This is a genomic window from Mesorhizobium sp. KACC 23794, from assembly GCF_052180275.1.
Taxonomy (GTDB): Bacteria; Pseudomonadota; Alphaproteobacteria; order Rhizobiales; family Rhizobiaceae; genus Kumtagia.
In genome coordinates this window covers 3,205,311-3,216,731 of the sequence record NZ_CP197465.1, presented here as the reverse complement: position 1 = coordinate 3,216,731, position 11,421 = coordinate 3,205,311, and the positions used below count along the sequence as shown (strand labels likewise).

The window sequence follows — 11,421 nt, the reverse complement described above, 5'->3', positions numbered from 1 at the left end:
GCCTATTTTGGGCGAACGCCCTTCTTTGCATCCGAAATCGTCATCCCTGTGGGCTCTATATGCGTTGGATCCCACCCTACCTTCACAGGTGCTTTCCAATTCTGAGCGGCGATGGCGTTGTTTATCGCTTTCGCGACATTTTTGGGCACCCCCCATCGGATACCGGTCGAAAGTCCCTCCCGCTCCGCAGCCGAAGCAAGCTTTAAAAGATATGGAACACCCGGATTGAGAGGAGCCTCATCATCCAGCATATCGACCGCCAGCGCTTCCTTCTCGCCTTTGGCGCCCGTCACATTGTGAAAACTGTACTTCACTTTGGCATGGCCGGAGTTGTAGGCTATAAGCTGATCGGCCTTTGACCGCCAGGCATCTTGAATCCTTGGTCTTTCGCCTTGTGCTTCGAGATCCTTGATCACATTCGATATCCGTGTCGCGAATGTCTTGTAGAGCTCGGCAACACGATCCTTATTCCTCTGCTTGCGAGCATCTTCCTTCATCTGTTCCTCCCAAAATCTTCCGACATTAATCTTCAGTGAATTAAATCGTCAAACGAATATTTCAGCCAGTTTGATGCGCTCGCGGCCATATCAACTTTCTTCAAAACTTCCTCAGCCTGCCCCTCACCTTCGCCAGGAACGCCATCCGGCTTTCCGGCGTCGAGCGGTCCATGTCGTAATGCGCCAGATAAAGCGTCCGCGCTCGCATCCCGCACAACGCGCGGATTCCGCGTAAAATCGTCTTGCGTCCCGGCTGACCCATCAGGATAGACAGGAACCGCGTCGCGCCGCAGGTGGTGACGATGCCGATGCGCCTGATATGGCCGACGCGCGAGACGATGCCGCCCTTGGGCGCAAGCTCGAACACCACGCCCGTTGCCCAGACGCGGTCGAAAAAACCCTTCAGCATGGCCGGCAGGCCGTACCACCAGGTCGGATAGACGAACAGCACGGCCTCCGCCCATTTCAGATGGTCAGAATAGGGTTTCAAAGCCGGGTCGGCCGGCGGCCCGTCATTGTAGAGCCGCCGCTCGTCGGGCTGCATGACGGGATCGAACCTCTCCGCATAGAGGTCGACCAGCCGCACCTCGTCGCCGCGCGCCGTCAGCGTTTCCACCGCCGCGTCGCGCAGCGCCGCGCAAAAACTCTCCGGCACCGGGTGGCAATAAACGACCAGCACGCGCATTCAGAACGCATCCATCCTCGCCGCCACCTTCTCCATGAAGGCGGCACGCGAGGCGTCGGTGGAAAGGTTCATCGAATAATGCGCCATGTAGGATACCGGCGCGCCGGGCCGCACCGTCGAGCGCATCAGCCGCTGCACCAGCTTTCGGGGCGGATCGCCCATCAGCCAGGCGCGCAACCGGCTGCCGCCATAACTGGTGACAGCCGCGACCTTGCGGATGTTGTGCAATGACGGCCGCGCCTTGCCGTTCACCATCTCGAACGACACGCCGGGCAGGAAGACGCGGTCGAAATAGCCTTTCAGGATGGCGGGATAACCGTAGTTCCACACGGGGTAGCAAAGCACGAGGCCCTCGGCGCTCTTCAGCCGTTCGACATAGGGCGCGATCGCTTCGTCGTGTGTTCGCGGGTCGTGATAGGCGAGCCGCTCGGCCGCGCTCAACCGCGGCTCGAAATTCTCGGCGTAGAGGTCGCAGTCGTCGATCACGTGTCCCTTGGCCTTCAGCCGTTCAACGATCAGCCGGTGCAGTGCGGCATTAAAACTCGTCTCGACCGGATGGGCGTGCAGCACCAGGATTTTCATGCGAGCGCCTTACCCTCCCCCCTGCGGGAAGGGTCGACGAGCGGTCGGAGTGAAGCGAAGACTGCGCGGCGGGGTGGGGTCGCTTCAGAATTGAGTGCGGAAAACACTTCAGGACTGTGGGGTTGGGTCGCCCCAAGGCCGAGCACTGCCGCAGCGACCCCACCCGGCCGCTTCGCGGCCACCCTCCCCTCAAGGGGGAGGGAAACCGCAGCGCTTGTCACCGCTCCAGCCCCTTGAACAAAAACGTCTTGCCGCTGCGATAATCATACTCCGGATGTTCCCAGGCGATCATCTTTCCGGGATTGAGCAGCCCCTGCGGATCGGCCTGGCGCTTGAAGGCGAGTTGGATGTCGTCGGTCTGCTTCATCCCCCCCTCCTCCAGCGTGTAGCGGTGCGGGTTGAAGATCGGGCAGCCATTGTCTTCGTAGGTGCGGATGATCTCGTCCAGCCGCTCCTCCGTGGTGAACTTCACCAGCGGCAGGCCGAAGCAGGTGATGTTGCCGTCGAAGCGTACGAATTCGAGATGCGACATGACTTCCCCCGGAAACATGCCATCGACTTTTTCGACCAGTTTAAGCTGATTCGGGAACGGGTAAAGCGACTGCAGATAGGTGATCGACGGATCGACGCGCAGCGCCCTCAGCGTCGTGTGGTTCCAGGCAAGTTCGTAAGCCGGCGGAATGCCCTTGCGATCATCGACCAGCGAGGCGTCGTAGACGATCTCTCCCTTCTCACGGCGCGTGAAAGCGCGAAAAGCGTCGAGCGCGTGCGGCGCCACCATGCAGATGACGACACTCTGGCCCTCGCGCAGGAATTTCTGATGCCGCTTGAAGTACAGCCATGGCGCGGGTGCGGCCACCGGTGTGATCAGCTTGGTCAAGATGCCGTCCTGGCAGCCGAGCGCGTTGCCGTAGCGCGCCGCAGCGGCAAAATCGTCGAAACCGACGATCACGTCGACCCAGTCGTAGGAGGCCGTGAGCGGCATCTCGACCTCGGTGACGATGCCGTTGGTGCCGTAGGCATGGGTGACCTTGTGCAGATCCTCGCCGGTCAGTTCCAACACTTTCGGCTCGGCCTCCATGGTGATGACGCGCAGCCGGATCACATTGCCGAAGTCGCGCAAGCCCCCGAAATTGATCGAGCCGACGCCGCCCGACCCCCCGGCGATGAAGCCGCCGATCGAGGCGGTGTGATAGGTCGAGGGATGAAGGCGAAGTTCCTGCCCCGAATCCGCCTTCGTCGCCTTGTCGATGTCGGCCAGCACCGCGCCGGGCTCACAGACCACGCGCCCGGCAGAAATCGCCTTCACCGCGTTCATCTCGGCAAGGTTGAGGATCACGCCGCCCGAAAGAGGCATCGCCTGCCCGTAATTGCCGGTGCCCGTGCCGCGCGGCGTCACCGGCACGCCGTGGCGGTGGCAGGCGGCGAGAATGCGGATCACCTCCGCCTCGTCCTTCGGCGTCACGACGAGGTCCGCCGTCACATGCTCCAGCTGCCGCTTCAGCACTGGGCTGTACCAGTAGAAATCGCGGCTCTTCTGCTGGACGAGCGCCGGATTGTCCTCGATCTTCAGCCCTTCGAGGTCAGGCTTCAGCGCCGCGATGTCCATTCGTTCCCCCCATCAGATCGTCCAGTTCAGCATAGTCCGGCAGCTTGCGCTCGATCGCCCGGCCGGCGCGCACGACGATGCGGTCGGCCTCCGGCCGCGACAGAAGCTCGGTCCAACTGCGGCCCTTGAAGATCACCAGGTCGGCGGCAGCGCCGACCGCGATCATCCCTGCATCCTCCAGTCCCATCATTGCCGCCGGCCCGGCGGCGACAGTGCGCGGCCAGTCGCCGACCGGATGGTCGAGATGCAGGATGCGTGTCGCCATGCGAAAAACCTCCAGCATGTCGAGGTCGCCATAGGCGTAGAACGGATCGCGCGTGTTGTCGGAAGCCACCGCAACCGGTATGCCCCGCGCCTTCATCTCGTGCAACAGCGTCACCCCGCGCCAGCGCGGCGTTGTGCCATCGGGCCGGCGGTCCTGGAGATAAAGATTGCACATCGGCAACGACACCACGCCGAGCCCGGCGGCGGCCGCCCGGTCCAGCGTGACCTTCACCTCGCGATCCGGCTGGCGCGACAGCGCGCAGCAATGGCCGACGAGAATTTTTCCCTCGAACCGGTGTCGGAGCGCGGCATCGGCGATCCGTCGCAGCGACACGGCGGTGAGGTCGTCCGTTTCGTCGGCGTGGAAATCAAGGTCGAGCCCAAATTCCATCGCAGTCGCAAACACGCGGTCGAGCAATTCGTCGAGGTCGGGAACCATATAGGTCACCGCGCCAAGCACACCCTTCGCCGCCGCCACGCGCCGCGCCAGCCTTGCGAACCACGCTGCCTCGCGAACCCCTTCGATGCCGATCAGGCTCGCCGCCTGAAGCTCGATGCGCCCTTGCCATTGCTCGCGCATCTCGGCGAACACCGGCCAGGAAATTTCCTCCTGCGGCGCGATCGAATCGAGGTGGGTGCGGATGGCCTTCGTCCCGTGGGCAAACGCCGTGCGCAATGAAAAATCCATGCGCCGCGCCACGTCCTTCGCGCTCCAGTGCACCAGCCGGTCCGACCCCGACGCCTCCAGCGCGCCCATGAACGACCCGTCCGGATTGGGCATGCGCGGCCAGATATGGCCCTTGTCGAGATGTGTGTGGCAGTCGACGAAACACGGCAGCACGATGCGGCCGGCAAGCTCGATTGTGCGCGGCGGCTTCGGCCTGTCGCCACGCGGCGCGATGCCTTTTATCCGCCCATCGGCGACTGCCACGTCCACCAGCACGAACCCGTCCCGGTCGAACGGGCCTTCGAGGCCAGGCGTCAGCGACTGGTGCAGGCGGGCATTGCCGAGCACATACCAGCCGGAGGTGGGGATTTTTACCGTGAACGTCATTGCCGCCCCTCATCCGCCTGCCGGCACCTTCTCCCCGTGAAGGACGGGGAGAAGGGAGAAGCGGCAACCTTGCGGCCAGTCACCTTCTCCCCGTCCTTCACGGGGAGAAGGTGCCGGCAGGCGGATGAGGGGCGGCGAGACACGTCAACTTCCGTCACCCTCACCTCTCCTGCCTCACCGCACTCTCGTGCCAGCGGCGCAGGATCAGGTGCGAGACCAGCGTCAGCACCAGGAAAATCACGATGCCGGTCAGCGAGATCAAGAACAGCGCCGCGAACAATCTCGGCGCGTTCAGCCGGTAACCCGCCTCGATGATGCGCGAGGCCAGTCCCGACGACTGGCCCGACGCGCCGGCCACGAACTCCGCCACCACCGCGCCGATCAGCGACAGGCCGCCGGCGATCTTCAGCCCGCCGAGGAAATACGGCATCGCCGCCGGCAATCTCAGATGCCACAGTTCCTGCCAGCGCGTCGCGCCGTTCAGCCGGAACAGGTCGATCAGATTGCGGTCCACCGAGTTCAGCCCGAGCGTGGTGTTGGACAGGATCGGGAAGAACGCCACGATCCACGAGCACAGCAGCAGCTTCGCCGTCTGGTTGTCGACATAGATGTTGATCAGCGGGAAGATCGCCACGATCGGCGTCACCTGCAGAACGATGGCGAAGGGGAACAGCGACATCTCCACCCATTTCGACTGTGTGAAAAGGATCGCCAGCCCGACGCCGCCGGCCGCCGCCAGGAGCAGGCTGAGGAAGGTGATCCTCAACGTCACCAGCAGCGACGAGAACAGCAGGTTCGCATCGCTCACCAGCGTCGAAAGCACGACGCCCGGCCGCGGCAGGATATATTTGGGGATCTCGTTCCAGACGCAGATGCGATCCCAGAGCCAGATCGCCACGAGCATGATGACCACCGGCAGCACCCATTTGCCGATGCTTTCCAGCCGCGCGTTGCGCAGCCGCCGCGCCTCCTCCGCGTCCAGCACGACCACGCCGCGCCCGTCGTCAATGGCGGCCATGCCGCGCCTCCGCCGAGGTTGCGTTGATGGCGCCGACCAGCACGTCGGATGCCTGCCGGCAGAGTGCCGCGTATTCCGGCGAGGTGCGAAAAGCCTCGTCGCGCGGATAGGCGGCGTCGACCGCCAGTTCCTCGAACACCCGGCCCGGCCGTGCCGCCATCACCACGATTCGGTTCGACAGGAACACGCTCTCGAACACGCTATGGGTGACGAAGACGACGGTGAAACGCTCGTCCTGCCAGAGGTCGAGCAGATCGTTGTTCAGCCGGAAACGGGTGATCTCGTCGAGCGCCGCGAACGGCTCGTCCATCAGGAGCAGCCGGGGTTTCGTCACCAGCCCGCGGGCGATCGACACGCGCATCTTCATGCCGCCCGAAAGCTCGCGCGGCATCGCCTTTTCGAAACCGGTCAGCCGCACGCGCTCCAGCAACGCATTGATCGCCGGTGCCGCCTTCGCCCGCGACACGCCGCGCAGGCGCAGCGGCAGCCATACATTGTCGAAAACATTGGCCCAGGGCATCAGTGTCGGTTCCTGGAAGACGAAACCGACACTGTCCTCGCCCAGCGCCTTGCGCCACTCCAGATGGCCGGAAGTCGGCATCGACAGGCCGGCGATGATGCGCAACGCCGTCGACTTGCCGCAGCCCGACGGCCCCAGCAGGCTGACGAAATCGCCCTCGCGGATGGTCAGCGTGGCGTCGCGCAACGCGGTGACGCCGTTGGAGAACGTCTTGCCGATGTCGTGAAGGATCAGCAGCGGGTCGGCATCGCCTTGCCGCAGCGTTTCGCCGCCCGCCAGGCTCATGCCGTCCCGCCTTCCATGCAATCCCGCCGGGCTTGACCCCGGCAACGCCCGTCGTCCGTCCTCACTTCTTCAGGTCGAGCCCGACGCCCTTGTTGACGAAGTCAAGCGTGTACGACTTCTTGATGTCGAGCCCGGCCGGAACCACCTTGGCCTTCACCATCGTGTCGTAGAATTTCTGGATGTGTTCGTCGGTCATCGCGCCGATGCCGAGCTTTTCCGCCTCGCCCGAATCGACGATGCCGAACTTCTTCATCTGCGCGATGGAGAAGGCGATCTGCTCGTCGGTAATGTCGGGATTGTCCTTCTTGATCATCTCGTTGGCGGCCTTGTTGTCGCCGTAGAGATAATTGTACCAGCCCTTGGCCGAGCCATCGACGAAGCACTGTACGACCTGCGGCCGCTTGTCGATCGTCTCCTGCATGGCCTCGATCGTCGTCGCATAGGTGGCGAAGCCGTAGTCGGCGAGCAGGAACTGGTTCGGCACGAACCCCCCCTCCTTCTCCACCGCGAACGGCTCGGAGGTCACGTAACCCTGCTGCACCGACTTCTTGTTGGCGATGAACGGCGCGGGGTTGAAGGTGTAGGGCACGCGCTTGGCCGGATCCCAGCCGAAGTCCGTGGCGATCCACTGGAAGAAGCTCTGGAACCCCTCGTCGCCGATGATGTACTGGTCGGCATTCTTCAGGTCCTCCCACTTGTCCAGCCCCTCGCCGGGATGGCTCATCAGCACCTGCGGCTCCTTCTGGAACGACGCGGCGACGATGCGCAGCGGGATACCCTGCTGAACCGCGTCAAAGGCCTGCAGGAAATTGCCGCCCATGTAGAAGTCGATCTTGCCGGCCAGCAGCAGCGGCCGGCCGCTGACCTGCGGACCGCCGGGCATGATGGTCACGTCGATGCCGCAGGCGGCATAGCTGCCGTCGGCCACCGCCTGATAGTAGCCGCCATGCTCCGCCTGGGCCAGCCAGTTGGTCATGTAGGTGACTTTTTCGGCCGCAGCCGCGCCGAAAGCCGAATCTGCTAGCGCCGCCAGCGCCACCGAGATTTTTGCAAAATTCCCGTTCATCGACACCACCCTCGTCCTGCCCGCGCACGCCGCGGAATGTTTTCAAACCAAAATTTCGAGAAGCAATTCATGTGCCATCACCGGCTTTCGCGACCAGAGCGCCCCAGACCTGCCCATCGGCAAACCGCACCCGCCGGTTCGTGCCTCTGCGGAAAGCATCGTGCATATTTTGCGGGCGTCTGTCCACGCGGCGGAGCAGACATACATGCCAACCACGCCTGAATCCGTGCCATAGACGATTCGGACGATCCATCTAACCGCAAGGCGCGACCCGCCCTAGATATCGCCACGTCGACAAGCCCAGAACTCACCAAGGAAAACAGACATGGAAATCAGACGCGCCGGTTCGCAATCCTCCGCAAAAGGCCCCTCGGACTGGTTCACCGGCGCCGTGCGGATCGACCCGTTGTTCCCCGTGGCGCAGCCCGCCCGTGCCGCCGGCAACGCGGTGACGTTCGAGCCGGGCGCCCGCACCGCCTGGCACACGCATCCGCTCGGCCAGGTCCTCGTCGTCACCGCCGGTGCCGGGCGCGCGCAGCGATGGGGCGGGCCGGTGGAGGAGATCAGGCCCGGCGACGTGATATGGTTCGCGCCGGGCGAGAAGCACTGGCACGGGGCGGCGCCGAGCACCGCCATGACCCACATCGCCATCCAGGAGGCACTTGACGGCAAGGCCGTCGACTGGCTGGAACACGTCGACGACGACCAGTACGGCGCCTGAGACGAGGCCCGGAGCGAAAGGGAAAACGATGGTGCAGAAACGCAAACTCGGAACCAGCGGCCTCGAAGTCTCCGCCCTCGGGCTGGGCTGCATGGGCATGAGTTCGTCCTACGGTCCGCCCAAGGACGTCGGCGAGATGACCGCCCTGCTGCGCAAGGCGGTCGATCTCGGCGTCACTTTCTTCGACACCGCCGAGATCTACGGTCCCTTCATCAATGAGGAACTGGTCGGCCCGGCGCTTGCCCCGGTGAGGGACAAGGTGACCATCGCCACCAAATTCGGTTTCCGCATCACCGGCGACGATCGGCATTCGGGCGTCGACAGCCGTCCCGCCCACATCCGCGAGGTGGTCGACGCTTCGCTGAAACGGCTGAAGACCGGCGTCATCGACCTCCTCTACCAGCATCGCGTCGACCCCGCCGTGCCGATCGAGGACGTCGCCGGCACGGTCAAGGACCTGATCGCCGAAGGCAAGGTGCGCTATTTCGGCCTGTCCGAGGCCGGTTTCGACACCATCCGCCGCGCCCATGCGGTGCAGCCGGTCTCGGCGCTGCAGAACGAATATTCGCTGTGGACCCGCCGCCCCGAAATCCTCGAGGCGCTGGAAAAGCTCGGCATCGGCCTGGTCGCCTTCAGCCCGCTGGGGCGCGGCTTCCTTACCGGCAAGATCGACGAGACCACCACTTTCGACGCCAGCGATTTCCGCCAGAACCTGCCGCGCTTCAAGCCCGAAGCCAGGAAAGCCAACCAGGCGCTCGTCGACCTGCTCGCCTCAGTCGGCGCTCGCCACGACGCCACCCCCGCGCAAGTGGCGCTCGCCTGGCTGCTGGCGCAAAAGCCGTGGATCGTGCCCATCCCCGGCACCACCAAACTCCCGCGGCTTCAGGAAAATCTCGGCGCGCTCGATCTGTCGCTGTCTGCCGACGACCTTCGCGACATCGACGCCGCCGCGAAGGCGATCCCCATCGAGGGTGCGCGTTACACGGAGCAGATGGAAAAGGCGACAGGGCTTTGAAGCCGCCTTACCGCCTGGCGGGTCCGACCGTGATGTCGACCGAAACCGGATCGCCCGCGGTTATGCCGATCATTCGCCTGACTTTGTCTTTGAGCGGCAAAAGATAGGTGTCGTCCTTGGGAAACAGCGACGTGCGGAATGCCACGCCGGCGATCATGGCCTCTACGGGGATTACGCCCCATCCATACGTCACCTCTTTCGATATCCGTCTGATGTCCTCGGCGTACGGCCGAGGGATCGGTGCGAAGAAGAATGGAGACGGGCCTCTCCAGTGGATCACTTCGGCCTCGAACTTGAACCGGAGCATGCGTCGTCTCCTGCGGCGCGCATCATTTCACAACGCATTCGCCGCCTGAAGTCTTGATTGGATGCAAGGCCGCACCCGCGCGAATATGGCCGGATCGGGCGGCGGCCGCAACGCTCTGGCCGGGACAGCCGGATGCTGCGTCGCCGGTTTGCCGTTCCCAGTGAGTTGGCAACACGGGGTGGCTTGAACACGTCCCGCCACCGCCATAGGCTCGCATCAGCACCGGAGAATGCCGTGGTTCGTCCCCTTCAGCCCAAATCCATCCGCCCGCCCTTCGCCCGTTACAGCCACGGCATCGAGGTGCCGTCCTGCAAGCGTCTGGTGCTGTGTTCCGGGCAGCTCGGCATAGCGCCGGACGATTCGATCCCGGAGGAGGCCGGCGCGCAGGCCGAGCTGTGTTTTGCCAACATCGCCGCAATCCTCGCCGAGGCCGGCATGGGTCTGGAAAACATCGTGCGAATCAACGCCTACGTCACCGATCGCGCTTACCTGCGTCCGTACATGGATGTCCGCGACCGCCTGTTCTCCGACCCCGCCCCCGCCTCCACGCTGATGATCGTCTCCGGTTTCGCCAGGCCCGAGTTCAAGGTCGAGGTGGAGGTGATCGCTGCGGGGTGACAGGTTTATGGTTCCCGCGCTAGATGAACGGAAAATCGGCGCTGCCCCTCATCTGCCTGCCGGCATCTTCTCCCCGTGAAAAACGGGGAGAAGATGGTTGGCCGCAACGCCGACGCCCCCTCTCCCCGTCCTTCACGGGGAGAGGGTAAGGGTGAGGGGCAGCGTCACGTTCAACGCATCGAGGTGCGCCGTGACTGGATTGAACCGACGTCCCTGGTGGGGAGACTACCGCACCACCGAATACGCCTCGATCGATCCGGACAGGACGATCGCGGTCCTGCCGGTCGCCGCGATCGAGCAGCACGGCCCGCATTTGCCGGTCTCGACCGACACGACCATCATGCAAGGCATGTTGGAAACCGTGATCGCCCGCCTGCCGGAAGATCTCGATGTCCGCATCCTGCCCGTGCAGGCGGTCGGCAAATCCAACGAGCACCTTTATGCGCCGGGAACCCTCACCCTCCCCGCCCCGGTGCTGATCGAAGCCTGGACGGAGCTCGGCGCCTCGGTGGCGCGGGCCGGCGTCCGGAAAATCGTCTTCGTCAATTCGCATGGCGGCAACGAGGAGATCATGGGCATTGTCTCGCGCGAGCTTCGCGTCCGCTTCGCCATGCTTTCGGTCAAGACCAGTTGGCAGCGTTTCGGCCGGCCGGCCGTCATGTACACCGATCTGGAGGACCGCCACGGCATCCATGGCGGCGATGTCGAGACATCGCTGATGCTCCACTTCCGGCCCGACCTGGTCGACATGTCGAAGGCGCAGAATTTCGTTTCCAGCGTCGCCCGCGCCGAGACCGATTTCGAATTGCTGCGCCACACCGGCACCCACGCCTTCGCCTGGATCGCCACCGACCTCAATCCGCACGGCGTGGTCGGCGACGCCTCGATCGCCACCGCCGACAAGGGACGCCTCACTGCCGCCCATCAGGCCGACGGTTTCATCCGCCTGCTTCGGGATGTGCGTGGCGCGTCCTTGACGGAGTACCTCTCGTGACGCGGAAAAGTGAATCGAGGCTTTCCGGCAAGCTCGCGACACAAGAAAGACAGCGCGGAGGCGCAAAAATCGGGCAATAGTGAAGCGCATCGCGGTGAAAAATCGCGGGCGACTCCGCAAGTCATTGACGGAATTGCAACTTCCGGGCTTCACGCTTTTTGGATCGCGCTGTGCGGGCCGGCCGAA

13 protein-coding genes are annotated in these 11,421 nt (G+C 63.9%); 4 read left to right on the top strand and 9 right to left on the bottom strand.

The genetic code is table 11. From position 1 onward, the window contains the following. Nucleotides 1–2: 2 nt before the first annotated feature. From ACSBOB_RS15725 to ACSBOB_RS15690, 8 genes are all read right to left on the bottom strand, one after another. Complete coding sequence (locus ACSBOB_RS15725) at nucleotides 3–497, bottom strand: hypothetical protein (protein WP_442583316.1); 495 nt, start codon at nucleotides 495–497, stop codon at nucleotides 3–5. A gap of 100 nt (nucleotides 498–597) precedes the next feature. Then, on the bottom strand, nucleotides 598–1,182 hold the full coding sequence (locus tag ACSBOB_RS15720; RefSeq protein ID WP_442583315.1) for an NAD(P)H-dependent oxidoreductase: 585 nt from the start codon (nucleotides 1,180–1,182) through the stop codon (nucleotides 598–600). Further along, on the bottom strand, nucleotides 1,183–1,764 hold the full coding sequence (locus ACSBOB_RS15715; protein ID WP_442583314.1) for an NAD(P)H-dependent oxidoreductase: 582 nt from the start codon (nucleotides 1,762–1,764) through the stop codon (nucleotides 1,183–1,185). Between the two features lie 217 nt (nucleotides 1,765–1,981). Beyond that, entirely contained in the window at nucleotides 1,982–3,373 is a 1,392-nt protein-coding gene (locus ACSBOB_RS15710) for an FAD-binding oxidoreductase (RefSeq protein WP_442583313.1), read from the bottom strand. Further along, a complete protein-coding gene (locus tag ACSBOB_RS15705; protein ID WP_442583312.1) occupies nucleotides 3,348–4,691 on the bottom strand; it encodes a cytosine deaminase in 1,344 nt (447 codons plus the stop codon). The genes ACSBOB_RS15710 and ACSBOB_RS15705 overlap by 26 nt, the downstream gene beginning before the upstream one ends. Before the next feature lie 160 nt (nucleotides 4,692–4,851). Then, nucleotides 4,852–5,709, bottom strand: coding sequence for an ABC transporter permease (locus ACSBOB_RS15700; RefSeq protein ID WP_442583311.1), 858 nt, complete (start codon nucleotides 5,707–5,709; stop codon nucleotides 4,852–4,854). After that, entirely contained in the window at nucleotides 5,696–6,514 is an 819-nt protein-coding gene (locus ACSBOB_RS15695; RefSeq protein WP_442583310.1) for an ABC transporter ATP-binding protein, read from the bottom strand. Before ACSBOB_RS15695 ends, ACSBOB_RS15700 begins: the two co-directional genes overlap by 14 nt. Before the next feature lie 61 nt (nucleotides 6,515–6,575). Continuing rightward, nucleotides 6,576–7,580, bottom strand: coding sequence for an ABC transporter substrate-binding protein (locus ACSBOB_RS15690; RefSeq protein ID WP_442583309.1), 1,005 nt, complete (start codon nucleotides 7,578–7,580; stop codon nucleotides 6,576–6,578). A gap of 325 nt (nucleotides 7,581–7,905) precedes the next feature. Here ACSBOB_RS15690 and ACSBOB_RS15685 point away from each other — a divergent pair, with 325 nt between their 5' ends. After that, nucleotides 7,906–8,301: a (R)-mandelonitrile lyase gene (locus ACSBOB_RS15685; RefSeq protein WP_442583308.1), complete on the top strand. Its 396-nt coding sequence runs from the start codon at nucleotides 7,906–7,908 to the stop codon at nucleotides 8,299–8,301. 31 nt (nucleotides 8,302–8,332) lie between these two features. Further along, nucleotides 8,333–9,316, top strand: a complete 984-nt coding sequence (locus ACSBOB_RS15680) for an aldo/keto reductase (protein WP_442583307.1) — start codon at nucleotides 8,333–8,335, stop codon at nucleotides 9,314–9,316. A 7-nt stretch (nucleotides 9,317–9,323) separates the two neighbouring features. Here the strand turns inward: ACSBOB_RS15680 and ACSBOB_RS15675 are convergent, their stop codons facing one another. Continuing rightward, on the bottom strand, nucleotides 9,324–9,623 hold the full coding sequence (locus ACSBOB_RS15675; RefSeq protein ID WP_442583306.1) for a DUF1905 domain-containing protein: 300 nt from the start codon (nucleotides 9,621–9,623) through the stop codon (nucleotides 9,324–9,326). A 234-nt stretch (nucleotides 9,624–9,857) separates the two neighbouring features. Between ACSBOB_RS15675 and ACSBOB_RS15670 the strand changes: the two genes are divergently transcribed. Together ACSBOB_RS15670 and ACSBOB_RS15665 are read left to right on the top strand one after the other, a co-directional pair. After that, complete coding sequence (locus ACSBOB_RS15670; RefSeq protein ID WP_442583305.1) at nucleotides 9,858–10,241, top strand: RidA family protein; 384 nt, start codon at nucleotides 9,858–9,860, stop codon at nucleotides 10,239–10,241. A 190-nt stretch (nucleotides 10,242–10,431) separates the two neighbouring features. Continuing rightward, nucleotides 10,432–11,235 carry a creatininase family protein gene (locus tag ACSBOB_RS15665; protein ID WP_442583304.1) on the top strand — a complete coding sequence of 268 codons (804 nt, stop codon included), beginning with the start codon at nucleotides 10,432–10,434 and terminating at the stop codon, nucleotides 11,233–11,235. The last annotated feature ends 186 nt before the right edge of the window (nucleotides 11,236–11,421 follow it).